Origin of the sequence: Pseudomonas sp. S30_BP2TU TE3576 (assembly GCF_050436025.1) — a bacterium.
Taxonomy (GTDB): domain Bacteria; phylum Pseudomonadota; class Gammaproteobacteria; order Pseudomonadales; family Pseudomonadaceae; genus Aquipseudomonas.
The window spans coordinates 1,535,315-1,559,810 of record NZ_JBNDLK010000001.1 but is presented as its reverse complement, the minus strand read 5'-3'; the positions used below and the strand labels follow the sequence as shown (position 1 = coordinate 1,559,810).

23 protein-coding genes are annotated in these 24,496 nt (G+C 59.8%); 17 read left to right on the top strand and 6 right to left on the bottom strand.

Going from position 1 to position 24,496, the window contains the following annotated elements; genetic code table 11:
* Positions 1 to 62: 62 nt before the first annotated feature.
* The 9 genes from ABIA48_RS07110 to arfB all read left to right on the top strand — a co-directional run bounded on the left by ABIA48_RS07110 (position 63) and on the right by arfB (position 9,361).
* Entirely contained in the window at positions 63 to 926 is an 864-nt protein-coding gene (locus ABIA48_RS07110; RefSeq protein WP_277535662.1) for a PHP domain-containing protein, read from the top strand.
* A 13-nt stretch (positions 927 to 939) separates the two neighbouring features.
* Positions 940 to 1,569 carry an L-threonylcarbamoyladenylate synthase gene (locus tag ABIA48_RS07105; protein WP_204932476.1) on the top strand — a complete coding sequence of 210 codons (630 nt, stop codon included), beginning with the start codon at positions 940 to 942 and terminating at the stop codon, positions 1,567 to 1,569.
* A gap of 60 nt (positions 1,570 to 1,629) precedes the next feature.
* The gene (locus tag ABIA48_RS07100) at positions 1,630 to 2,388 is read left to right on the top strand and encodes a segregation and condensation protein A (protein ID WP_429492810.1); all 759 of its coding nucleotides are present in this window, start codon (positions 1,630 to 1,632) and stop codon (positions 2,386 to 2,388) included.
* Between the two features lie 11 nt (positions 2,389 to 2,399).
* Positions 2,400 to 3,389, top strand: coding sequence for an SMC-Scp complex subunit ScpB (gene scpB, locus ABIA48_RS07095; RefSeq protein ID WP_429487522.1), 990 nt, complete (start codon positions 2,400 to 2,402; stop codon positions 3,387 to 3,389).
* Positions 3,390 to 3,684: 295 nt separating this feature from the next.
* Positions 3,685 to 4,905 carry a 23S rRNA pseudouridine(2605) synthase RluB gene (gene rluB, locus ABIA48_RS07090; RefSeq protein WP_429487521.1) on the top strand — a complete coding sequence of 407 codons (1,221 nt, stop codon included), beginning with the start codon at positions 3,685 to 3,687 and terminating at the stop codon, positions 4,903 to 4,905.
* An 862-nt stretch (positions 4,906 to 5,767) separates the two neighbouring features.
* Positions 5,768 to 7,189: an amino acid permease gene (locus tag ABIA48_RS07085; protein WP_429487520.1), complete on the top strand. Its 1,422-nt coding sequence runs from the start codon at positions 5,768 to 5,770 to the stop codon at positions 7,187 to 7,189.
* A gap of 143 nt (positions 7,190 to 7,332) precedes the next feature.
* Positions 7,333 to 7,833, top strand: a complete 501-nt coding sequence (locus ABIA48_RS07080; RefSeq protein ID WP_429487519.1) for an Hcp family type VI secretion system effector — start codon at positions 7,333 to 7,335, stop codon at positions 7,831 to 7,833.
* The gene (locus ABIA48_RS07075; protein ID WP_429492808.1) at positions 7,820 to 8,518 is read left to right on the top strand and encodes a DUF4225 domain-containing protein; all 699 of its coding nucleotides are present in this window, start codon (positions 7,820 to 7,822) and stop codon (positions 8,516 to 8,518) included. The genes ABIA48_RS07080 and ABIA48_RS07075 overlap by 14 nt, the downstream gene beginning before the upstream one ends.
* A gap of 429 nt (positions 8,519 to 8,947) precedes the next feature.
* The gene (arfB, locus tag ABIA48_RS07070; protein WP_056853046.1) at positions 8,948 to 9,361 is read left to right on the top strand and encodes an alternative ribosome rescue aminoacyl-tRNA hydrolase ArfB; all 414 of its coding nucleotides are present in this window, start codon (positions 8,948 to 8,950) and stop codon (positions 9,359 to 9,361) included.
* Here arfB and ABIA48_RS07065 read toward each other — a convergent pair.
* The 6 genes from ABIA48_RS07065 to phhA all read right to left on the bottom strand — a co-directional run bounded on the left by ABIA48_RS07065 (position 9,358) and on the right by phhA (position 13,769).
* On the bottom strand, positions 9,358 to 10,557 hold the full coding sequence (locus ABIA48_RS07065) for an MFS transporter (protein ID WP_429487518.1): 1,200 nt from the start codon (positions 10,555 to 10,557) through the stop codon (positions 9,358 to 9,360). The two genes, arfB and ABIA48_RS07065, sit on opposite strands and share 4 nt — an antisense overlap.
* A 99-nt stretch (positions 10,558 to 10,656) precedes the next feature.
* The gene (locus ABIA48_RS07060; protein WP_429487517.1) at positions 10,657 to 10,854 is read right to left on the bottom strand and encodes a hypothetical protein; all 198 of its coding nucleotides are present in this window, start codon (positions 10,852 to 10,854) and stop codon (positions 10,657 to 10,659) included.
* A gap of 73 nt (positions 10,855 to 10,927) precedes the next feature.
* Complete coding sequence (locus ABIA48_RS07055) at positions 10,928 to 11,059, bottom strand: hypothetical protein (protein WP_429487516.1); 132 nt, start codon at positions 11,057 to 11,059, stop codon at positions 10,928 to 10,930.
* 269 nt (positions 11,060 to 11,328) lie between these two features.
* Positions 11,329 to 12,522: an amino acid aminotransferase gene (locus ABIA48_RS07050; RefSeq protein ID WP_429487515.1), complete on the bottom strand. Its 1,194-nt coding sequence runs from the start codon at positions 12,520 to 12,522 to the stop codon at positions 11,329 to 11,331.
* The gene (locus tag ABIA48_RS07045; protein WP_007975310.1) at positions 12,522 to 12,878 is read right to left on the bottom strand and encodes a 4a-hydroxytetrahydrobiopterin dehydratase; all 357 of its coding nucleotides are present in this window, start codon (positions 12,876 to 12,878) and stop codon (positions 12,522 to 12,524) included. The genes ABIA48_RS07050 and ABIA48_RS07045 overlap by 1 nt, the downstream gene beginning before the upstream one ends.
* 105 nt (positions 12,879 to 12,983) lie before the next feature.
* On the bottom strand, positions 12,984 to 13,769 hold the full coding sequence (phhA, locus tag ABIA48_RS07040) for a phenylalanine 4-monooxygenase (RefSeq protein WP_007983447.1): 786 nt from the start codon (positions 13,767 to 13,769) through the stop codon (positions 12,984 to 12,986).
* A 383-nt stretch (positions 13,770 to 14,152) separates the two neighbouring features.
* Here phhA and ABIA48_RS07035 point away from each other — a divergent pair, with 383 nt between their 5' ends.
* The 8 genes from ABIA48_RS07035 (at position 14,153) to ABIA48_RS07000 (ending at position 24,456) form a co-directional block, all read left to right on the top strand.
* Positions 14,153 to 15,712 (top strand): sigma-54-dependent transcriptional regulator, encoded by a 1,560-nt coding sequence (locus ABIA48_RS07035; protein WP_429487514.1) that lies wholly within the window; start codon positions 14,153 to 14,155, stop codon positions 15,710 to 15,712.
* A 356-nt stretch (positions 15,713 to 16,068) separates the two neighbouring features.
* Positions 16,069 to 16,809, top strand: a complete 741-nt coding sequence (locus ABIA48_RS07030; protein ID WP_429487513.1) for a flagellar basal body rod protein FlgF — start codon at positions 16,069 to 16,071, stop codon at positions 16,807 to 16,809.
* A gap of 45 nt (positions 16,810 to 16,854) precedes the next feature.
* Positions 16,855 to 17,640 (top strand): flagellar basal-body rod protein FlgG, encoded by a 786-nt coding sequence (gene flgG / locus ABIA48_RS07025; protein ID WP_007975316.1) that lies wholly within the window; start codon positions 16,855 to 16,857, stop codon positions 17,638 to 17,640.
* 52 nt (positions 17,641 to 17,692) lie between these two features.
* A complete protein-coding gene (gene flgH / locus ABIA48_RS07020) occupies positions 17,693 to 18,388 on the top strand; it encodes a flagellar basal body L-ring protein FlgH (protein ID WP_008001801.1) in 696 nt (231 codons plus the stop codon).
* Positions 18,389 to 18,415: 27 nt separating this feature from the next.
* Positions 18,416 to 19,504, top strand: a complete 1,089-nt coding sequence (locus ABIA48_RS07015) for a flagellar basal body P-ring protein FlgI (RefSeq protein WP_429487512.1) — start codon at positions 18,416 to 18,418, stop codon at positions 19,502 to 19,504.
* Positions 19,505 to 19,515: 11 nt separating this feature from the next.
* Entirely contained in the window at positions 19,516 to 20,802 is a 1,287-nt protein-coding gene (gene flgJ / locus ABIA48_RS07010; RefSeq protein ID WP_429487511.1) for a flagellar assembly peptidoglycan hydrolase FlgJ, read from the top strand.
* Between the two features lie 23 nt (positions 20,803 to 20,825).
* On the top strand, positions 20,826 to 22,871 hold the full coding sequence (flgK, locus tag ABIA48_RS07005; RefSeq protein ID WP_429487510.1) for a flagellar hook-associated protein FlgK: 2,046 nt from the start codon (positions 20,826 to 20,828) through the stop codon (positions 22,869 to 22,871).
* A gap of 13 nt (positions 22,872 to 22,884) precedes the next feature.
* Complete coding sequence (locus tag ABIA48_RS07000; RefSeq protein ID WP_429487509.1) at positions 22,885 to 24,456, top strand: flagellar hook-associated protein 3; 1,572 nt, start codon at positions 22,885 to 22,887, stop codon at positions 24,454 to 24,456.
* Positions 24,457 to 24,496 lie beyond the last annotated feature (40 nt).

Genomic DNA, 24,496 nt, shown 5'->3' with positions numbered 1-24,496 from the left:
CGGCATAATAACAAACATATGGGCGCGCGATAGCGCCAGCTGATTTGAGGTTACAAAGCCCTGTGAATGTTGATTTGCACTGCCATAGCACGGCCTCCGATGGCGCCCTGGCGCCTGCGGTTCTGGTGGCGCGGGCGTTCGAGAAAGGCGTGCGGGTCCTGGCCTTGACCGATCATGACACCCTTGAAGGCCTCGACGAGGCCCGGCACGCGGCCGCCGCGCTGGGGATGCAACTGGTCAACGGCGTCGAATTGTCCTGCACCTGGGGCGGCGCGACCATTCATGTATTGGGCTACGGTTTTGAGGTGAATGCCGCGCCGCTGGTCGAGGCCATCGCCAAATTGCATGATGGCCGTTGGCTGCGCTCCGAGGAAATCAGCCGCAAACTGGCGTTGAAAGGCATGCCGGGGGCGCTTGAAGGCGCCCGCAAGATCCAGCAGGAACTGGGCGACAGCGGCAACGCGCCGGCCCGCCCGCATTTCGCCGACTGGATGGTGCGTGAAGGTTTCGTCAAGGATCGCGCCGAGGCGTTCCGCAAATGGCTGGGCGCCGGCAAGCTGGGCGACGTCAAGCAACACTGGCCGACCCTGGAAGAAACCGTCGAGACCCTGCGCGCGGCCCAGGCCTGGGTCAGCCTGGCACATCCCTGGCACTACGAATTCACGCGCAGCAAGCGACGTCGCCTGATTGCCGACTATATTCAAGCAGGGGGCCACGCCATCGAAGTGGTCAATGGTTATCAGCCTGCCGAGCAAGTGGGCAGCCTGGCCATTCTGGCCCGCGAGTTCGGTCTGCTGGTCAGCGCCGGCAGTGATTTTCATGGCCCCGGAGGCTGGTCGGAGATCGGTGAGTACCGGCCACTCCCGGAGGATTTGCCACCGCTATGGTGTCGATTCAAACATGACCCAGTTATTGCCGCCGTCTGAACAGGTAGAGAATGTGAGTCAATTTTTCCAGATTCATCCGGAAAACCCGCAAGCGCGCCTGATCAAACAGGCGGTCGAGATCATTCGCAAGGGCGGGGTGGTGATTTATCCCACAGACTCTTCCTACGCCATTGGTTGCCAGATCGGCGACAAGGTGGCTGTGGAGCGCGTGCGACGTTTGCGCGGGCTGGATGAAAAACACAACTTCGCGCTGATTTGCTGCGATCTGTCGCAACTGGGGCTGTTCGCCAAGATCGACACTGGCACTTTCCGCTTGCTCAAGGCCCACTTGCCGGGGCCGTACACCTTCATTCTCAACGCCACCCGCGAAGTACCGCGACTATTGCTGCACCCGAAAAAACGCACCATCGGCCTGCGGGTGCCAAGCCATCCGATTGCCCTGGCACTACTGGAGCAGCTCGGCGAGCCGTTGATGAGCGTGAGTCTGATCATGCCCGGTGAAACCGACCCGATGTATGACCCCTATGAAATGCGCCAGTTGCTCGAGCACCAGGTCGATCTGATCATCGACGGCGGTTTCGGCGGGATCAAGGCGTCTACCGTGATCAACCTCGCCGACGGTGAGCCGGAAGTCATCCGCGTCGGTTGCGGCGACCCTGCGCCGTTCATGGTCGAGGCCTAGATGTCCGCAGTAGAACCCGTCGACAGTCAGGCCGGAGCCCAGCAGGAACTACCCTTCGCCATGGTCTATGGCCAGGCGGTCATGGAAATGCCGCTGGACCTGTACATCCCGCCGGATGCCCTCGAGGTCTTTCTCGAGGCGTTCGAAGGTCCTCTCGACCTGCTGCTGTACCTGATTCGCAAGCAGAACATCAACATCCTCGATATCCCGGTGGCGGAAATCACCCGCCAGTACATGGGCTACGTCGAGTTGATGCAGTCAGTGCGCCTGGAGCTGGCCGCCGAGTACCTGGTGATGGCCGCGATGCTGGCCGAGATCAAGTCGCGGATGCTGCTGCCACGGGCTGAAACCATCGAAGACGAAGAGGAAGATCCGCGCGCCGAACTGATCCGCCGTTTGCAGGAATATGAGCGTTTCAAGGCTGCCGCCGAAGGCATCGATGGCCTGAGCCGCGTCGGTCGCGATGTGGTGGTGCCCAAGCTCGATGCCCCGGAAGCCCGGGCGCGCAAGTTGTTGCCGGACGTGCGTTTGTCCGAGCTGCTGCTGTCCATGGCCGAGGTGCTGCGCCGTGGCGACATGTTCGAAAGCCACCAGGTCAGCCGCGAGGCGCTGTCGACCCGGGAGCGCATGAGCGATGTGCTGGAGCGGCTCAAGGGTGGCGGCTTCGTGCCGTTTGTCGAGTTGTTTACAGCAGAAGAAGGGCGTCTGGGCGTGGTGGTGACCTTTATGGCGATCCTTGAATTGGTCAAGGAGTCTCTGGTCGAGCTGGTGCAGAATGAGCCATTTGCCGCGATCCACGTGCGAGCCCGAGCCGAATAACGAGTTGAATCATGAACCTGACTGAACCCCGTGATCTGGCGCCCTTGCTTGAAGCCTTTCTGTTGGCCTCGGGAAAGCCGCAATCTTTGGAAAGCCTGTTCGAACTCTTCGAAGAAGGCGAGCGGCCGGAGCCGCCGGTCTTCAAGAAGGCCCTGGCGATTCTGGCGAAGTCCTGCGATGGCCGTGCGTTTGAACTGAAGGAAGTGGCCTCGGGGTATCGCCTGCAAATTCGCGAGAAATATTCTCCGTGGGTCGGGCGTTTGTGGGAAGAGCGCCCGCAGCGTTACTCCCGCGCCATGCTCGAAACCATGGCCCTGATCGCCTATCGCCAGCCGATCACCCGTGGCGAAATCGAAGATGTGCGGGGCGTGGCGGTCAACAGCAACATCGTCAAGACGCTGATGGAGCGCGAGTGGATCCGTATCGTCGGCCACCGCGATGTACCCGGGAAACCGGCGATGTTCGCGACCACCAAGGCGTTCCTCGATCACTTCAACCTGAAAAACCTCGACGACTTGCCACCGCTGGCGGAACTGCGCGAGTTGGAACCGGACCCGGTGCTCGACTTCGACGACGCGCCCGTACCCGCCGGGTTGCAAGAGTTGGCCGACGCCAGTGCGGAACCGGAAGAACCGAAGGAAGAAACCAGTTTCCACACGCTGCTGCTGGAGCTGGACAGCATGGAGGAGGGGCTCAAGACCGATTTCGACGACTTGCTGCGTGATGGGGCATCGCCTGAATTCGATTCGGAACAGTCGGTCATCGAGCCAGAACTCGAAGCGGCACAACCCGAGGCTGAACCGGAAGGCGAGCCTGAGCCGGAAATTGAACCGGAGCAGGCCGACGACGTCCTTGGCGTTGCCGAAGCCCGCGAAAAACTGCTGGCTGCCGTTGCCGCCCTCGAACAGCCGAAACCCGAGCCGGAACTGTCGGACGAAGAGGCCGAAGCCCTCGCTCTGGCGCAAGCCATCGAGGCCGAACGCCGCCAGTTCGAAGATTGATACGATTCTTATGAGCAAAGGAGATTCACTGTGGGAGCGGGCTTGCTCGCGAAGAGGGCGTGTCAGACGACATCTTTGTTGGCTGACCTGACGCCTTCGCGAGCAAGCCCGCTCCCACAGGGGGATTGTGTTCATGGCAAAGCCACGCACCACCGGTCGGCGGAAAAGCCAATAACCTTGCCTTGATCAGCTAGTCTCTGATGCGCAATCGCCCGCATGCGCGTATGATTCGCGACCCTTCGGCGATCCCTTCGCCAAAGTACCCAGATTTCAGACCACACCGGGAGGTGCCCAGATGAGTATCAAAGACCAGCAAGACGAACAGTCAATCGGCCCAGCAGGCGAAAAACTGCAGAAAGTCCTCGCCCGTATCGGCGTCGGCTCGCGCCGTGACGTGGAAGCCTGGATCAGCCACGGCCGCATCAAGGTCAACGGCAAAGACGCCACCCTTGGCCAGCGTGTCGACATGCACGACGCCATCACCATCGATGGCAAGGTGATCAAGCGCGAAGAGGCCGCCGAGTCGGTGCGCCGCGTGATCATGTACAACAAGCCCGACGGCGAAATCTGCACCCGTGTCGATCCGGAAGGCCGCCCGACCGTGTTCGACAAGATGCCGCGTCCGAAAGAAGGTCGCTGGATCAACATTGGTCGCCTGGACATCAACACCACCGGTCTGCTGATGTTCACCACCGACGGTGAGCTGGCCAACCGCCTGATGCACCCTTCCTACGAAATGGACCGCGAATACGCGGTACGTGTGCGTGGCGAAGTTGACGACGAGATGATTGAGCGTCTGAAAGCCGGCGTCGTCCTCGAAGACGGCCCGGCCAAGTTCACCGATATCAAGCAGGCGCCGGGTGGTGAAGGTTTCAACCACTGGTACCACTGTGTGGTAATGGAAGGTCGTAACCGTGAAGTTCGTCGCCTGTGGGAATCCCAGGGCCTGGTGGTCAGCCGTCTGAAGCGCGTGCGCTTCGGTCCGGTGTTCCTCAACTCCGACCTGCCGATGGGCCGCTGGCGCGAAATGAGCCAGTACGAAGTCGACATTCTCAGTGCTGAAGTCGGCCTGACGCCGGTCGCGATGCCGCAAATGAATGCCAAGAGCAAAGACAAGCTCGATCGGATGCAGCGCAAGTCGTCGCGTCCGATGGCCAAGACCGAGCGCGTGCGTACCCTGCGTCCAGCCGCCGGGGCTCCTGCCGCTCCTGTTGCTCCACGTGCAAGCCGCGAGCCGCAGATCGAAGGCGAGCGTCCAGGGCGCAAGCCAGCCGTGCGTCAGGACGGTGAGCGCGGTCCACGCACGCCACGTCCGGCCAACAGCCGTACCGAGCGTGGCGAAGGCCGTGGTACGCCGGTAGCCGATCGCCCGGCCGACACCAAGCGTCCGGCCAAGCCGGCGCCGAAGCGTCCGGGGATCAAACTGGTCGACGGTGACACGCCATCGGGCAAGCGCCGTGGCGCACCGGCCGGTTCCGGCCAGCGTCCGGGCTTTGGGCGTCGCAAGCCGGAGTGAGGCAGCGGTAGGCTGCAAGCTGCAAGTTAAAAACGCCAGCCTTCGGGTTGGCGTTTTTTTGGGCTGGATTTATGTCCGTATCGTTTTTGAGGACGCCATCGCGAGCAAGCTCGCTCCCACAGGGAAATGAGTTTGCTCGGAGAATCGCGATCAAAATGTGGGAGCGAGCTTGCTCGCGATGGCGTTAGTTGCCGCACTGAGAACTCCAATATGGAAACCCGGGTTTACGCGTTGTAAAGAAATACTGACGAAATCCACGGATTTACCCCGTGAAATCGCCATTTCTAGAATGTCGTAAGAGAATTCTTACGCGCTATTGCCTTGTGTCCTTCTTCCCGCGCTCTGGCCCGCTTGTTTCACCGCTCCATGCAGGGTGTTATGCGCGCCATGCCTGTCGTGCAGGTGCATAACAAAAAGGAGGCGCAATGAACGCCGCAATCCATTTCCATCGCTCTGCGAGAGGCGGTTTTCCTGCCTTTCCCGTCAATGATCCGCAAGGATCTGACCCATTTTTTGCAGTCGCCCGAGTCCCTCGGGGCGGACACAGGCAATCCCGGCCATAGACACGCTTGTCCAGCGGGTCTGGCGGCAGGGGGTTACGGGTGTACAATGCGCCGCGTTTTACCTGTGACCTCCTGCGTATCTGCGCAAACCTCAAGGCTATCCGCCTTGTTCACTCCGTCGCGTCACGAGCGTGTCGGGTTCGATTTCGTCACAGATAAAAACAAACAGGTGACGCATGACCGTTGTAAATACGCTGAACTCCTGGTGCTTGCGCTGGGGTTTGATCGGCGCTGCTTAACGTCATTTCCAAGCAGCTACGTCGACTGAACATCATCAAACCTTGCGTGAGACCCTTTTCATGAGTGGACAAAACTCGCATTCAGGCGAGCTGAAACGCGGCCTGAAAAATCGTCATATTCAACTGATCGCCCTCGGTGGCGCGATCGGTACCGGTTTGTTTCTCGGCTCGGCCGGGGTACTGAAATCCGCCGGTCCGTCGATGATCCTTGGCTACGCCATCTGCGGCTTCATCGCTTTCATGATCATGCGCCAACTGGGCGAAATGATCGTCGAAGATCCGGTGGCCGGCTCCTTCAGCCACTTTGCGCACAAGTACTGGGGCGGCTTCGCCGGTTTCCTGTCGGGCTGGAACTGCTGGATCCTGTACATTCTGGTGGGCATGTCGGAGCTGACTGCGGTCGGCAAATACATCCACTATTGGGCACCGGATATCCCGACCTGGGCCTCTGCAGCTGCTTTTTTTGTACTGATCAACGCCATTAACCTGGCCAACGTCAAAGTCTTTGGCGAGGCCGAGTTCTGGTTTGCGATCATCAAGGTCGTGGCGATCGTCGGCATGATTGCCTTGGGCAGCTACCTGCTGGTCAGCGGTAATGGCGGCCCGCAAGCGGCGGTCAGTAACCTGTGGTCCCACGGCGGCTTCTTCCCGAACGGTGTCAGTGGTCTGGTGATGGCCATGGCGTTCATCATGTTTTCCTTCGGTGGTCTGGAAATGCTCGGTTTCACCGCTGCCGAAGCAGACAAACCGAAAACCGTGATTCCGAAAGCCATCAACCAGGTGATCTACCGGATCCTGATTTTCTACATCGGCGCCCTGGTCATCCTGCTGTCGCTGACGCCGTGGGACAGCTTGCTGACCACCCTGAACGCTTCCGGTGATTCCTACAGCGGCAGTCCGTTCGTGCAAGTGTTCTCGATGCTGGGCAGCAACACCGCCGCGCACATCCTCAACTTCGTGGTCCTGACCGCGGCGCTGTCGGTGTACAACAGCGGCACCTACTGCAACAGCCGTATGCTGCTGGGCATGGCCGAGCAGGGCGATGCGCCGAAAGCATTGGCGAAGATCGACAAGCGCGGCGTGCCGGTGCGTTCGATCCTGGCTTCGGCTGCCGTGACGCTGATCGCGGTACTGCTGAACTACCTGATCCCGCAAAACGCGCTGGAACTGCTGATGTCGCTGGTTGTTGCTACCCTGGTGATCAACTGGGCGATGATCAGCTACTCGCACTTCAAGTTCCGCCAGCACATGAACAAGACCAAACAGACACCGCTGTTCAAGGCCCTGTGGTACCCGTACGGCAACTACATCTGCCTGGTGTTCGTGGTGTTCATCCTTGGTGTGATGCTGTTGATTCCGGGGATCCAGACGTCGGTGTATGCGATTCCGGTATGGCTCGTGTTCATGTGGGTCTGCTACGGCATCAAGAACAAGCGCAGTGCGCAACGCGTGTTGAATAGCGCTGCCCCTGCTGTGAGGTAAGCGCGTCTGGTTTCAACGATCAACCCGGCCATGCGCCGGGTTGATTGTTTTCGGGGTTCATACAGGAAATTCAGAAACAGCCTACAACCGATATTTCACTTTTTGTCTTAGCCTGCCTCTCCGAACACAAAGGTGGGGTGTGTATGGCCAGTCACAGCTACATGAGCATTACCGGAAAGCGCCAAGGTTTAATTTCTGCCGGTTGCTCCGGTCTTGATTCTATCGGCAACAAATGCCAGATCGGGCACCAGGATGAAATCATGGTGCTGGCTTATTCGCACGACATGCTCGCGGGCAATGACGGTAGCGTGGCAGGTGGGCGCGGCAAGCACATGCCGATCATGATAACCAAAGGCATCGACAAGTCATCACCATTGCTGGCAAGTGCGCTGCATGAGGGTGAAGAGGTTGATTGCAAGATCAGTTTTTATCGAACCTCTTCGGTTGGCGGCCAGGAACGGTACTATTCAATACACCTGTCAGGTGCGCGTATCGCTCATATCAGCTTGCAGGTTCCCCATGCGATTCGTATGAATGACGCCGAGCCGCAAGAGCTAGTGTCCATTCGTTATAGGGACATTGCCTGGGCGCATGTTCCAGGCGCCACAAGTGCTTACAGTACTTGGGGGAATGAGGGTGAATGAGGACTCTTGCGATATTCATGATGTAACCAGGTCGGCTTCCGATCTGGTTGCAGTTGGTTGCAGCATAGGCATGGCGCATATTCCTGATGGATTTGCGCGACTTCGATTTGGCTCGATTGTATCTGCCTATGTTGATGAAGTTATTCAGGCGGTTGATGAGGGGATTATTAGTACGTGGCACGCGGTGCAGGAAATAACAACCGAATATGAGGGTTTATCATCAAAGGCTCGTTTCTATCTGCAAAATGGTGTTGGGGTTGTGGCGGGCGTGATGCAGGTTAGGACGGGGGGCGCGATTGTCGGAACTCCGGGAGGGCTCGGCGTGGTTCCGGGCGGGCTGATGGTTGGGCATGGTGTTAATAATATCTACGAAGGCTTGGGGAATATCTATCTCGGACCTAATGCTACAAGTACGGTTGGGCCTATTAGACGTATTTATCAGCTTGCGTCCGATAGTGACTATGAAGGGAGTATGAAATATTACGCTGTGGATTTGGTTCTTTCGGCATACGGGGCGTTTAGGCCAGTACCAAGGCACGGTTCGGTGGAGCTGTTCAGACGTGATCCGATTAATTATGAAATGGCTTATCGGCAGACTGGGAAGTTGGCTTTGTTTCTTGAGGCATTGATTGATTTGTTTACGATAGAGGCAATGGTTTCAGGAGAGGGTCCAGAAAGTCGATGACCTTGGGGTAAGTGTTTCTATATCACACCACGCATTCTTGGGATGTAGAATCGCAAACCCCAAAAAACAATGATTGTATAAGGTGCAAAAAACACGATGTGTCGATATTTTTCATCTGTGTCGAACAATTTTGTTATTCCAAGTGCGATGAAGCTAGTAGGTAGTACGGCGCAAGCAAAAACCAGGAGGATTACAGATGTGTAATATCGAATGTTTTCAAAGTTCATTAGCCATCATATCCTGCTGATGTGAGCCACGAGATTAGTACGGCTATTCGAAACAGTTCAACGTTTCTTCAGTAGGGTAAGAGCAATATTTGTAAATGAATTTGACTGGCAACGATGCCCGATGTTACCGGTTCGTCATGATGACTGCTATTGCGAACGTCATTCGCGGTATCCTGAACGCCCCGAATACGGACGCTTTTCCATGCTGGTCATTTCCAACAACGTGCATCTGCCGGATGCCGAGATCGAGTTGACGGCCATTCGCGCTCAAGGCGCCGGTGGGCAGAACGTCAACAAGGTCTCCAGCGCCGTGCACCTGCGATTCGACATTCCGGCGTCGTCCTTGCCCGAGTTCTACAAGGAACGGCTGCTGGCGCTGCGCGACAGCCGCATCACCAGCGACGGTGTTTTGATCATCAAGGCCCAGCAGTACCGGACGCAGGAGCAGAACCGTGCGGATGCTTTGGAGCGTTTGGTCGAGTTGATCCAGAGTGCCACCAAAGTCGAGAAGAAACGCCGTCCGACCAAGCCGACTCTCGGCTCGAAGACTCGGCGCCTCGAATCCAAGAGCAAGCGTGGCAACATCAAGGCCGGGCGCGGCAAGGTCGATTTTTAGCGGGCGTCCCGCGCTTCGCGTTGCTTCGGTGCCTGCCGGTACAAATAAAGGCTCAGTATCAATCCACTCATCGCGGCGAAGGCGGCGAACAGGAAGATCGACGCAAAACCGAACCCGGCCGCAATCGCCCCGGCCAGCGGGCCGGTGATCCCCAGCGACAAGTCGATGAACAGCGAATAGGCGCCGACTGCCGCGCCACGGCTGGAGGCCGGGACCAGATTGACCGCCTCCACGCCCAGTGCCGGAAATACCAGCGAAAAGCCGAAACCGCTCAGCGCCGCCCCCGCCAATGCCCAATGCGCATCCGGTGCCAGCCACAGCAACAGCAAGCCCAGGGTTTCCACTGACAGGCAGGCAATCGCTACACGAAAGCCGCCGAGGCGGTTGATCAGGTTGCCGAACAGCAAGCGCGCGCCGATGAAGCAGGCACCGAACAGGCTCAGGCACAGCACCGCGTTGTCCCAGTGTCGCGTGGCGTAATACAGCGTGATGAAAGTGGCGATGGTGCCGAAGCCGATGGAGCCCAGGGCCAGGCCACAGCCGTGGGGGAAAACTCGTCCGAGCACGTGCATGAACGGCAGGCGCTCACCGGCAACGATTGGCGCGGCGGTTTTTGGCCAGGCCAACAGCAAGCCGAGGATCGCCAGCAGCACAATGCTCACCCCCATGCTCCACAAGCCCAGTTGATGGACGAGCAACACGCCCAGGGGCGCGCCTACGGCCAGCGCGCCGTAGCTGGCGATACCGTTCCACGAGATGACTTTGGCGGTATTCGCCGCGCCGACCCGACCGATGCCCCAGCCAATCGAGCCCGAGCCCACCAGGCTTTCCGCGCTGCCGAGTACCAGTCGGCCGATCAACAGGCTGATCAGGCTCACGGCCGGCAGGCTCTGGGTCCAGGCGGAGATCAGCATGAACACCCCGCTCAAGCCGCAACCGGCCAGGCCGTACATGACCGCCAGCTTGCTGCCTTTGTTGTCGATGATTTTCCCGGCATACGGCCGGCTGAGCAGGGTGGCCAGGTATTGCACGCTGATCACAAGGCCCGCGATCACCGCGCCGAAGCCCAGGTCGCTATGGACGTAACCGGGCAATACGGCCAGGGGGATGCCGATGTTCAGGTAGCCAATGAAGGTGAAAAGGACGATGGAAACAACTTGCAGCGTGACCGCCAGGGGGCGCTGGTTTTCAGGCATGGGTAAAGGTCCACGGCAAAGCAGGATAGATAGGCTGCTTATGATAGCGGTGTGAACGGTCGCGGGTTGTGAAAAAGTAAAACTATTTGCCGGGCGGCGTCATTCAGGTTTGGCGGGAGCAACCAGCTGCGTGGTGACCAGAGCGGCCAGCGCATTTTCCTGGGTGCCGAAGCGGGCGAGCAATGCGGCTTGTTTCTCGGGGGAGAGGCGATTCCAGATCTCGATCATTTTCTCGGCGGTGCCGATCAGGACGCTGGCCTGCTTTTCATCAAAGGTTTCGCTGAGTTCATCGGTCATGGTGCAGGGCCTCGTTCAGGCAGTGTGGAAAGCGCATGTTAGCGCTTTCCACACGGTCTGTACGGCGGGTGTTTCAGTCTTCGCTGTCAGCCTGGCGGCTGCCAGTGGCTTCTTTCGGCTCGGGCCGTTGGGCACCGGCTTGCTGCGTGGTCGTCTGCTCAGGTACGTGCAGGCTTGGGAAGGGGAGATTAGGAATCTCGTGCATAGTCGCGCTCCTCGCTAAGTCTGTTGATAGATCTGGTAGATCCGCGCTTTAAAGAAAGCCTGGGCAGGATACAGCACTGAAAATGACAAACAGACTTTTATATCCATTTGTTTCGACGGAGGGGATTGTAAAGACAGGTCTAGAGGGGGGGGCAACACACAGCAAATGTGGGAGCGGGCTTGCTCGCGATGGCGGAGTGTCATTCAACGGTGAGGTTGGCTGATAGACCGCTATCGCGAGCAAGCTCGCTCCCACAGGGGTTGGTGGTGCTATTTGCAAACAGCGGCAATCGCCTCGGCCAGCAAATCCAGGCGTGTGGCGTCGATACCGGCCACGTTAGCGCGGCCGGAGTTGACCATGTACACGCTGTGATACTCGCGCAGTTGCTTGACCTGTTCCGGCGTCAAGCCGGTGTAGGAAAACATCCCGCGTTGCACGCCAATGTGCGCAAAGCGTTCGCGTAAACCGTGAGGCTCCAGCGCTTCGACCAGACCGCTGCGCAGTTGGGCGATACGCAGGCGCATGGCTTCCACTTCGTCAGCCCAGAGGTTTTTCAGCTCCGGATCGCCGAGGATGGTCGCGACCACGGCCGCACCGTGATCCGGCGGCGTCGACCACAGGTTGCGGGCGATGTTGGCCAGCTGGCTGCGGATGTCGGTGAGCTTGTCGGCGCTTTTCGCGCAGACTATCAGCGCGCCGGTACGGTCGCGGTACAGGCCGAAGTTCTTCGAGCACGAACTGGTGATCAGCAGTTCCGGCAACTCGGCGGCGAACAGCCGGGTCGACCAGGCATCCTGTTCCAGCCCATCGCCGAATCCTTGATACGCGAAATCGATCAGTGGCAGCAGTTCGCGCTTGCGTACTACCTCCAGCACCCTCTGCCAGTCATCCCGGGACAAGTCGAAACCGGTCGGGTTGTGGCAGCAGGCGTGCAGCAAGACCACGTCACCCTTGGGCGCTTCATTGAGCGCTGCCAGCATACCGTCGACGTCGAGACGGTTGTCACTGCCGACGTAAGGGTAGTGACTGACCTTGACCTTGGCGGCCGCGAAAATGCTTTCGTGGATCGGCCAGGTCGGGTTGCTCAGCCACACGCCGCGCCCCGGCAGGCATTGGGCGATGAAGTCCGCGCTCAGGCGCAATGCACCCGTGCCACCCGGTGTCTGGGTGGCGCCGGCGCGTTGTGCGCTGATCAGTGTCGAGTCGGCACCCAGCACCAATTCATTGATTGCCTTGCCGAACGCCGGCTCGCCGTGCCCACCAATGTAGGTCTTGGTGGACTGACGATCCACCAGGCGCTGCTCGGCAAGCTTCACCGATTCGAGAATCGGCGTCAGGCCCTGGGCGTCTTTGTAGACACCCACGCCCAAATCGAACTTGCGCGGGTTCGGGTCCTGCGCGTAGGCCTCCATCAGGCCGAGGATCGGGTCGCCAGGCACTCGACCGATGGCGTCGAAATGCATTACTTGCGCCCCTCGGCGTCCTTGGCCACTTCGTCGGTGCGCGCGGCCATGATGAAGTCGTTGCGGTGCAGGCCCTTGATCGAGTGGCTCCACCAGGTCACGGTGACTTTGCCCCACTCGGTCAGCAGGCCCGGGTGATGGCCTTCGGCTTCGGAGATTTCACCGACGGCATTGGTGAACGCCAGGGCGTGCTTGAAGTTCTTGAACAGGAAGACCTTTTCCAGCTGCATGATGCTGTCACGTACTTCGATGTTCCAGTCCGGGATCTGCTTGATCAGGATCGGCAGTTCTTCATCGCTGACTTGTGGGGCGTCGGCGCGGCAGGCTTCGCAATGGGCTTGGTTCAAAGTGGACATGGTGTGTTTCCCGTAATCGAGTGTTTTTATATCGGTCGACAGTACCGTCACGCTAAACCAAAGCGACGGTGACTGACAGACTCACTTGTCAGCAAAAGTCGCGGATCACGCAGCCTTTGGCGGAAATTTCGGTGTGTGCAGACCCATCTGCATCGCTTGCTTGACCATGCCCATGATGTCTTCGTGGGCCAGGTCGAACAGGCGCTTGAGGTTCGGCAGAACGAAATACAGGGGTTGCAGGATGTCGATGCGGTACGGCGTGCGCATGCATTCCAGCGGGTCGAAGGCTTGGTGTTCAGGCTCGTTCGACAGGCTGTAAACGGTTTCCTTGGGTGAAGACAGAATGCCGCCGCCGTAGATGCGCTGGCCTTGCGGGGTATCGACCAGGCCGAACTCGATGGTCATCCAGTACAGGCGCGCCAGGTACACGCGTTCTTCCTTGGACGCCTTGAGGCCAAGTTTGCCGTAGGTGTGGGTGAATTCGGCGAACCACGGGTTGGTCAGCAGCGGGCAGTGACCGAAGATCTCGTGGAAAATGTCCGGCTCTTGCAGGTAGTCCAGTTCTTCGCGGGTACGAATAAAGGTCGCCACCGGAAACTGCTTGCTGGCCAGCAATTCGAAAAAGGTCTGGAAGGGAATCAGTGCGGGAACCCGGGCAACTTGCCAGCCGGTGGTTTCACCGAGGACTTTGTTGATTTCGCCGAGTTGAGGAATGCGGTCGTGGGGCAGACCGAGTTTTTCGATACCGTCCAGGTACTCCTGGCACGCACGCCCTTCGATCACTTTCAGTTGGCGAGTGATCAGCGTGTTCCACACCGCGTGTTCTTCGGCGGGGTAGTCGATAAAACCTTGCGCATCGGGCTCGCGAGCCACGTATTGCGTCTGCTTCATACTGCTCTCCTGCTAGGGGATTTCGTTCTTGTTATGTACTGCTATGGACCTAGAAATACCCCATGGATTGCACTGTTGCAGCAGGTGTTCGGCGTCTCGGGCAGGAAAGTTCCTCGATAATCGTAAAGTTTTCGTTACGAATGGGGCGTGGTCGCGCAGCTATTGAGATTTACCGGTTTGAAAAACCCTTTGCCTGTCACATAATCTTGACGACTATCTGAGCGCCTCGGCAGAAAAATATGCCCGAAGGCGCTGCAATACCCTTGTGGGAGCGAGCTTGCTCGCGATGAGGGTGTGTCAGAAGAGATTAATTTGCATGACCCACCGCTATCGCGAGCAAGCTCGCTCCCACAGGTTCAATCACTGCATTTTCGGGCCTTTATATGCGTATCAAAGTCCACTGCCAGAACCGCATCGGCATCCTGCGCGACATTCTCAACCTGCTGGTGGAGTACGGGATCAACGTGGCCCGCGGCGAGGTGGGCGGTGAGCATGGCAATGCCATCTACCTGCATTGCCCGAACCTGATCAACATTCAGTTCCAGGCCTTGCGACCGAAATTCGAAGCGATTGCCGGGGTTTTTGGCGTCAAGCGTGTAGGGCTGATGCCCAGCGAGCGTCGGCACATGGAGCTCAATGCACTGCTCGGTGCGCTGGAGTTTCCGGTGCTGTCGATCGACATGGGCGGTTCCATTGTCGCGGCCAACCGTGCGGCGGCGCAGTTGTTGGGTGTGCGGGTCGACGAGGTGCCGGGGATTCCCCTGTCGCGGTACGCCGAAGATTTCGATCTGCCGGAGCTGGTGCGCGCCAACAAGTCGCGGATCAACGGGCTGCGGGTCAAGGTCAAGGGGGACGTGTTCCTGGCCGACATCGCGCCGCTGCAATCGGAACATGACGACAGTGAGGCCATGGCCGGTGCGGTGCTGACATTGCATCGCGCCGACCGGGTGGGCGAACGCATCTATAACGTGCGCAAGCAGGAATTGCGTGGCTTCGACAGCATCTTCCAGAGTTCGAAAGTGATGGCCGCCGTTGTGCGCGAAGCGCGGCGCATGGCGCCGCTGGATGCGCCGCTATTGATAGAAGGGGAAACCGGCACCGGCAAAGAGTTGCTGGCGCGGGCCTGCCATTTGGCCAGTCCTCGCGGGCAGTCGCCATTGATGGCGCTCAATTGCGCCGGTCTGCCGGAGTCCATGGCCGAGACGGAATTGTTCGGTTATGGTCCGGGTGCCTTCGAAGGAGCGCGGGCCGAAGGCAAGCTCGGGCTGCTGGAACTGACGGCGGGCGGTACGCTGTTTCTCGATGGCGTCGGGGAAATGAGCCCGCGCTTGCAGGTGAAATTGCTGCGCTTCCTGCAGGACGGTTGCTTCCGTCGTGTGGGCAGCGATGAAGAGGTCTATCTCGATGTGCGGGTCATTTGCGCGACCCAGGTCGACCTGTCCGAATTGTGCGCGCGCGGCGAGTTCCGCCAGGACCTGTATCACCGCTTGAATGTGCTGTCGCTGCACATCCCGCCGTTGCGCGAATGCCTCGACGGCTTGACGCCGCTGGTGGAGCACTTCCTCGATCAGGCCAGTCGGCAGATCGGATGCCCGTTGCCCAAGCTCGCCCCGGCAGCCATGGAGCGACTCAGTCATTACCATTGGCCGGGTAACGTGCGGCAATTGGAGAACGTACTGTTCCAGGCGGTTTCCCTGTGTGACGGGGGCACGGTCAAGGCCGAGCACATTCGTCTGCCGGATTACGGCGTGCGTCAGCCCCTTGGCGATTTTTCGCTGGAGGGTGGGCTGGACGAAATCGTCGGGCGTTTCGAGAAAGCCGTGCTGGAGCGGTTGTATTCCGAGCATCCGAGCAGTCGACAGCTGGGTAAGCGGTTGGGGGTTTCGCATACGACCATTGCCAACAAGCTGCGTGATTATGAGGTGGGCAAGGACAACACCTGAGTCTCTGGCGAGCGAGTTTTTGTGGCGAGGGGGCTTGCCCCCGTTGGGCTGCGAAGCAGCCCCAAGCCATGCAGTCAATTTCTGTCAGGTAAAACGCGTCAAATGGATTTGCGGCCGCTACGCGACCGAACGGGGGCAAGCCCCCTCGCCACAGAATAATGAGGTGAACTCTTGCCACCCACCGGCATGACACCGCCGGTTTTTCGTCTCTGATACAAATCACAAATCCCCTCTGAATCCTCAAAGTCCCCTGTTTGCCGGGCCTCGCGCCGCCAAAAACAAGTTGGTCTGCAAATTGCTTATGGCTCAGCAGTACAGCAGTGGACGGCAAACGTCCGGCAGGCAGAGGAAAGAGTGTGGACAAGTACCTTTATGTGGCAATGACCGGCGCCAGCCAGAATGCACTGGCGCAAAAGGCTCATGCCAACAACCTCGCGAACATCTCCACCAACGGCTTCCAGAAAGACCTGGAGCAGGCCCGTTCGATGCCGGTGTTCGGTGACAGCTTTCCGGCGCGTGCGTTTGCCATGTCCGAACGCCCGGCCACCGACTTCTCCCCTGGCTCGCTGGTGGAAACCGGCCGCGACCTCGACGTTGCAGTTCAAGGTGGTGGCTGGATCGCCGTGCAGACGCCCGATGGCGGTGAAAGCTATGTGCGCACCGGCAGCCTGAACGTTGACGCCCTGGGCGTGCTGCGTGCCGGCAACGGCATGCCGGTCATGGGCAATGGCGGGCCGATTGCCGTGCCGCCCGAGCAGCAGATCGAAGTCGGTGAGGACGGCACCATCAGCATCCGTGCGATGGGCGAAGGGCCTCGAGTGATGGCTGAGGTCGACCGCATCAAGCTGGTCAACCCGGACCTGAAGAACATGACCAAGGGCCTGGATGGTTCGATCCATACCAAGGACGGCAAGCCGGCGCAGGTCGATGCCAACGTCAAGCTGGTGTCCGGGTTCCTCGAGTCGAGCAACGTCAATGCCGTGGAAGAGATGACCTCGGTACTGGCCTTGTCCAAGCAGTTCGAGCTGCACATCAAGATGATGAACACCGCCAAAGACGATGACCAGGCCATGGCTCGGGTCTTGCAGATCAGCTAATTACCAGAACGTCGCGCCGTAAAACAGGCGCACGAGGAGAATCGAATGCTTCCGGCTCTATGGGTTGCCAAAACAGGTCTGTCCGCCCAGGACACCAACCTGACCACCATTTCCAACAACCTGGCGAACGTGTCGACCACGGGTTTCAAGCGTGACCGCGCCGAGTTCCAGGACCTGCTTTACCAGATCAAGCGTCAGCCAGGCGCCCAGTCGACCCAGGACAGCGAACTGCCGTCGGGTCTGCAACTGGGTACCGGTGTGCGTATCGTCGGCACCCAGAAGAACTTCACCGCCGGCAGTCTGCAAACCACCGAGCAGCCACTGGACATGGCCATCGACGGTCGTGGTTTCTTCCAGATCCTGCAACCGGACGGCACTACGTCCTACACCCGCGACGGTACGTTCCACCTGGACTCCAACGGCCAGATCGTGAATGCCAGCGGTTTTGCCCTGGAGCCGGCGATTGTCATTCCGAACGACGCGCAGACCTTCACGGTCGGTCGCGACGGCACCGTGTCCATCACCGTTGCCGGCAACCCGGCAGCCCAGGTGATCGGCAACCTGCAAACCGCTGACTTCATCAACCCGGCGGGCCTGCAGGCAGTGGGCAACAACCTGTTCCTGGAAACCGCCGCCAGTGGCGCGCCGCAAGTGGGTACGCCGGGCCTGAACGGTTTCGGCACCACCCTGCAGAACACCCTGGAAACGTCCAACGTCAGCACCGTTGAGGAAATGGTCAACATGATCACCACCCAGCGCGCCTACGAGATGAACTCCAAGGTGATCTCCACCGCCGACCAGATGCTCTCGTTCGTAACGCAGAATCTGTAATCAAGTCTATGGGGCGGCCATGAGGCTGCCTGCAACACCGTGAGGTAGGGTCATGAATCGCTATGTATCTGTTCTGGCACTGAGTGGGATCGCCGCGCTCGCAGGTTGCGTTCCTGCGACGCCCAAGCCCAATGACCCTTACTACGCTCCGGTGTTGCCGCGCACGCCGTTGCCGGCGGCCGCGAACAATGGCTCGATCTACCAGGCCGGTTTCGAACAGAACCTCTATAGCGACCGCAAGGCGTTCAGGATCGGTGACATCATCACCATCACCCTGAACGAAAGGACCCAGGCCAGCAAAAACGCCAACTCGCAAATTGGCAAGAACAGCAAGGCCAACATCGGCCTGACTTCGCTGTTCGGCACCAGCGCCACCACCAACAACCCGTTCGGTGATGGCGACCTGAGCCTGAGCGCCAGCTACGAAGGCGACCGCGCCACCAAGGGCGACAGCAAGGCGGCGCAGGGCAACACCCTGACCGGCTCGATCACCGTGACCGTCGCCGATGTGTTGCCTAACGGCATCATCGCGGTGCGCGGCGAGAAGTGGATGACCCTCAATACCGGCGATGAACTGGTACGGATTGCCGGCCTCGTTCGCGCCGATGACATCTCTACCGACAACACCGTGTCGTCGACCCGTGTCGCCGATGCGCGCATCACCTACTCGGGCACCGGCTCGTTTGCCGATGCGAGTCAGCCAGGCTGGTTCGACCGTTTCTTCCTCAGCCCGCTGTTCCCTTTCTAGGTGGCTACGTTGAATTTCAGAAGTCTCATGATGGCTGCGTTCCTGATGTCCACAGCCTTCAACGTTCAAGCCGAGCGCCTGAAGGACATCGCCAGCATTTCCGGCGTGCGCTCCAACCAATTGATCGGTTACGGCCTGGTGGTCGGGCTTAACGGCACCGGTGACCAGACGACGCAGACCCCGTTCACCCTGCAGACCTTCAACAACATGCTCTCGCAGTTCGGCATCAAGGTGCCGCCGGGTTCGGGCAACGTGCAGTTGAAGAACGTCGCGGCGGTGTCGATCAGTGCCGATCTGCCAGCGTTCGCCAAGCCGGGGCAGCAGGTCGACATCACCGTTTCGTCCATCGGCAACTCCAAGAGTTTGCGCGGCGGCACCTTGCTGCTGACGCCACTCAAGGGTATCGACGGCAACGTCTACGCGGTCGCGCAAGGCAACCTGGTGGTTGGCGGTTTCGATGCCGAAGGTCGCGACGGCTCGAAGATCACCGTCAACGTTCCGTCGGCCGGTCGCATCCCCGGTGGTGCATCGGTGGAGCGTGCGGTTCCGAGCGGTTTCAACCAGGGCAACAGCCTGACACTGAACCTCAACCGTTCCGACTTCACCACAGCCAAGCGCGTCGTCGACAAGATCAACGACATGCTCGGCCCTGGCGTGGCCCAGGCTATCGACGGCGGTTCGATTCGCGTCACGGCGCCGCTCGATCCGAGCCAGCGGGTCGACTACCTGTCGATCCTGGAAAATCTGGAAATCGATCCGGGCCAGGCGGTGGCGAAAGTCATCATCAACTCCCGTACCGGCACCATCGTGATCGGCCAGAACGTCAAGGTTTCCCCGGCCGCCGTGACCCACGGCAGCCTGACCGTGACCATCACCGAAGACCCGATCGTCAGCCAGCCGGGCCCTCTGTCCAATGGCACGACGGCGGTGGTGCCGCGTTCGAAAGTCAATGCCCAGCAGGAAGCCAAGCCGATGTTCAAGTTCGGCCCAGGCACGACCCTCGACGAGATCGTGCGTGCGGTGAATCAGGTCGGCGCGGCACCGGGTGACTTGATGGCCATCCTCGAAGCATTGAAGCAGGCCGGCGCCCTGCAAGCCGACCTGATCGTGATCTGAGGACGGCCATCGTGGATATGCGCAAGAGCGGTCTGGTCAGCAGCAGCGATTCGGGCTCCTACTCGGATCTCAATCGTCTGAATCAGTTGAAGGTCGGCGACAAGAACAGCGATGGCAACATGCGCAAGGTGGCGCAGGAGTTCGAATCGCTGTTCCTCGGGGAGATGCTCAAGTCGATGCGCTCGGCCACTGAAGCGCTGGGCCAGGACAATCCGATGAACACCCCGGCGGCCAAGCAGTACCAGGAAATGTACGACCAGCAGTTGGCCGTTTCCATGTCCCGCGAGGGCGGTGGTATCGGTCTGGCTGACGTGCTGATGCGCCAGATGTCGAAGAACAAACCGCTGGCGCCGGGCGAAGCGGCCGCCGCGTCTCTGGCCAAACAAGAGGCCGCGAAAGCAGCCGTGCAAACGCCGGTGGCAGCCGGCACGGCGGCAATCAACGGACCGCTGTCGCGGGTCAATGGGCAGCGTCCGTTGTGGGCTTCGCGCTCGGTCCATGCGCCGCAAGAGGCGGGTGAGGGTGGTCATCGCAATGACATGGCGCTGATCAATCAGCGACGCCTGGCATTGCCGCCGAAACTGGCTGATCGACTGTTGGCCGGGCTGGTGCCTTCGGCGACGACCGCTGCCACGACGATCAACAAAACACCGTTGCCAGAGCGCACGACGCGCACCGGCTCGGGACCGCTGTACAACGGCGACTGGCTGGCGAACGCGCAGCAGGCTTCCTCCCCGGGCATGCAGATTTACGGTCGCGCCATGGCGCAGATTCCGCTGGCGCCGGCGAAAAAAGCCTTCAAATCCGCCGACGATTTCGTCAACACCATGTTGCCGATGGCCAGGGAGGCGGCGGCGCGGATTGGTGTCGATCCGCGTTACCTGGTGGCTCAGGCGGCCCTGGAAACCGGTTGGGGCAAATCGGTCATGCGCCAGCAGGACGGCAGCAGCAGCCACAACCTGTTCGGCATCAAGGCCGGCAACAGTTGGCAGGGCAATTCGGCGCGGGCGATCACCAGCGAATTCAGGAACGGGCAGATGGTCAAGGAGACGGCCGAGTTCCGTTCCTACGACTCCTACAAGGACAGTTTCCATGACCTTGTGACTTTGCTGCAGACCAATAATCGCTATCAAGATGTCGTGAAGTCGGCCGATAACCCAGAACAGTTTGTACGCGAGTTGCAGAAGGCCGGTTACGCAACCGACCCGGACTACGCAAGCAAGATTTCGCAGATAGCCAAGCAGATGACGAGTTACCAGAACTACGCTGCGGCGGGCGTTTCCACCACGCCTTTATAGGCACAAGGTATAAGGTCTGAATCATGAGTTTGCTCAATATCGGGATGTCGGGGCTGAGTGCTGGCCATAACTCGTTGGTGACGACCGGCAACAACATTGCCAACGTCGACACCGCCGGGTACTCGCGCCAGCAATCTGTGCAGAGCACCAAGGGCTCGATTCAGTACGGCAACGTGTTCATCGGCACCGGCACGACGCTGGCCGATGTGCGTCGCGTGTATAACGCCTATCTCGATTCGCAGCTGCGTACCGCCACTTCGCTCAACAGTGAAGCAGCGTCGTACAACGCTCAGGCCACTCCGCTGGACGCCACGCTTTCCGATACCAACACCGGGCTGACCGGTGTACTGCAAAAGTTCTTCACGTCGATGCAAGGCGTTGCGACTTCGGCCACCGACGATACGTCCCGCCAGTCGGTGCTGACCGGTGCCCAGGCCTTGTCCAGTCGCTTCAATTCGATTGCCAAGCAGTTGAACGACCAGAACACCAACCTGAACGGCAGCCTGGGGGACATGGCGGACCAGGTGAACAAACTGTCCTCCACGATTGCCACGCTCAACCAGAAGATTTCCGAACTCTCCACCGGCAGCAGCCAGCCAAACGACCTGCTGGACTCGCGCAACGAGGCCGTGCGTCAACTCTCCGGGCTGGTCGGTACCCAGGTAGTCGAACGGGGCAACAGCTACGACATCTACATCGGCAGCGGTCAGCCACTGGTGGTCGGCAACACCACCAATACGCTGCAAACCGTACCGGGCAAGGACGATCCATCGCGCATGGCGCTGCAGCTGAACCGTGGCTCCAGCACCATCGACGTGACCTCGGTGATCAGCGGCGGTGAAATCGGTGGTCTGCTGACTTACCGCAAGGAAGTGCTCGACCCTTCGCTCAATGAGCTGGGGCGCGTGGCGCTGGTGGTTGCTGACCAGATCAACAGCCAGCAGGCGCAGGGCATCGACAAGAACGGTGATTTCGGCGCGACGATCTTCAACAACATCAACAGTGCCGCCCTGGTCAGCCAGCGCAGCATTGCGGCGGCGGGCAACAGTGCCGGCTCCGGCAACCTGGATGTCACCATCAAGGACACCGGCAAGCTGACCAGCAGCGACTATCAGGTGACGTTCACCAGCGCGACCAACTACACCGTCAAGCGCTCCGATGGCACCGACATGGGCGCGTTCAGCACCACGACGACCCCGGCTCCGGTGATCGACGGCTTCAGCCTGAACCTCAACGGCGGTGCACTGAGCGCCGGCGACTCGTTCAAGGTGACGCCGACCCGTGGCGCAGCGGCCAGCATCCAGACCGTGCTCACCGACCCGAAAAAAATCGCGGCAGCAGCACCGTTGACCGGCGTGACCAATGCCAACAACACCGGCACCTACACCCAGCCGACACTGACCAGCACCATCGATATCTACAATCCGGCGGCCCAGGCGGAAATGCAGACCGCGCTCAAGTATTCGACGCCGGTCAAACTGGTGTTCGGGGCAGCCAGCGGCGGTAGCCAGAACTACAACATGGTCGATGCCAAGGGCAACTCGATCGGCACCGGTACCATCGTTCCCGGCCAGAGCAACACCCTGAACCTGAAGGTGGGCATGGTCGATGCCAGCGGTGCTCCGGTCATGGACACCAGCGTCACGCCGGCCGTGCAGAAGACATTCACAGTGCAGACCACGGTCGGCGCCACGCCAGCCAGCGGCGAAAGCTTCACCATCAACCTGACCGGTGCGGCGTCCTCGGACAACCGCAACGCTCAGGCGCTGGTGGGCCTGCAAACCAAACAGACCGTAGACACCGGCACGGCGAGCAAGGGCATCAGCCTGACCGACGCCTACAACAAGCTGGTGACCAACGTCGGCGCCAAGGCTGCCCAGGGCAAGTCCGACAGCGACGCCACCACGGCGATTCTGGCCAACGCCAAAGGTGCAAGGGATTCGAACTCCGGGGTCGACCTGGATGAAGAAACCGGCAACCTGGTCAAGTACCAGCAGTACTACACCGCGTCTTCGCAGATCATCAAGGCTGCGCAGGAAATTTTCACCACGCTGATCAACAGCCTTTAAGGAGTCGTAATTCATGCGCATTTCCACCGCCCAGTATTACGAAATCACCGCTGCCAACTACCAGCGCAACTTCAACAAGGCCATCGCGACCAGCAACGAAGCCAGCAGCCTGACCCGCATCAATACTGCCGCCGATGATCCGATCGGTGCCGGTCGTTTGCTGCAGCTGGGTCAGCAGAGCGCGATGCTTGAACAGTACGGTACCAACATCCAGAGCACCAAGAGTGCCTTGGGCCTGCAGGAAACGACGCTCAGCTCCATCGGTACCGCTTTGCAGCGTGCCAAGGAGCTGGCCCTCGCCGCCAGCAACGGCATTGCCACCGACGCGGACCGCAAGGCCTATGCGTCGGAGCTGGGGCAAATACAGCAACAAGTGCTGGGCCTGATGAACTCCAAGGACTCGAACGGCAACTACCTGTTCTCCGGTTCGAAAACCGACACCGCGCCTTACTCGCAGAACTCGGACGGCACCTACAGCTACAACGGTGACCAGAGCACCATCGACCTTGGCATAGGCGATGGCATGACGGTCGGGACCAACACCACCGGCTGGGATGCGTTCCAGCAGACCATCAATACCGGTCGCACCCAGACCACCATGACCGCTCCGGCGGTGGATGACGGTCGCGTGGTGCTGTCCAACGGTACGGTCGGCACCAGCTCTACCTACAACGCGAAGTTCACGGGCGGCCAGCCGTACACCGTCAGTTTCCTCAGCAGTACCCAGCTGAAGATCACCGACTCGCTGGGTAACGACGTGACTGCCGAAGCCAGCCAGAATGGCGTCGTCAGCAACGCCAACGGTGCCAACCAGACGGTCAGTTTCCGCGGTGTCGACCTGAAGCTGAACATCAACCTCAAGTCCGGCGATACCAACCCGGATGCGGTGATCGCCGGTCACAGTTTCAATCTGTCTTCCACCTCGGATACCTTCAACACGTCGCGCAGCGCCGGTAACGCGTCGACCGCGGTCATCACCGGTTCCAGCGTGACCAACCCGACGGCGTACACCAACGCCTTTCCGTCTGGCGGGGCGATTCTCAAGTTCACCAGCGCCACCAATTTCGATCTGTATGCGGCCCCGATCACCGCCGACAGCAAGCCGGTGTCGTCGGGTACCGTCTCGGGCGGCAACGCCACCGCTGCGGGCGTGACGTTTGCCTTGGGCGGTGGCGCCCCGGCGTCCGGCGACCAGTTCGTGATTCAGTCCAACAACCATCAGACCCAGAATGTGCTCGACACCCTGGGCCAGATGATCACCGCGCTGAACACGCCGATCGACAGCGATCCAGCGGCCAAGCAGAAGTTTCTGGGCGCCATGGAGTCGGGAATGGGCAACATCGACAGTGCGGCCAACCAGATCGGCTCGGCCATCACCACAATTGGTGCACGCGGTCAGGCACTGGATAACCAGACCGCGACCAACGAAAGCCTGACCCTGGCGAACAGTGCGAGCCAGTCGTCGATTCGCGATTCGGACCCGGCCGAAGTAATGACTCGCCTGACCTTGCAGCAGACCATGTTGCAGGCGGCGCAGCTGGCGTTCAGCAAGATTTCCCAGTTGGGCCTGTTCAACAAGATCTGACGCTGGTCGGGCGCGCAGGCGCCCGATTGCCTTGCCCCTT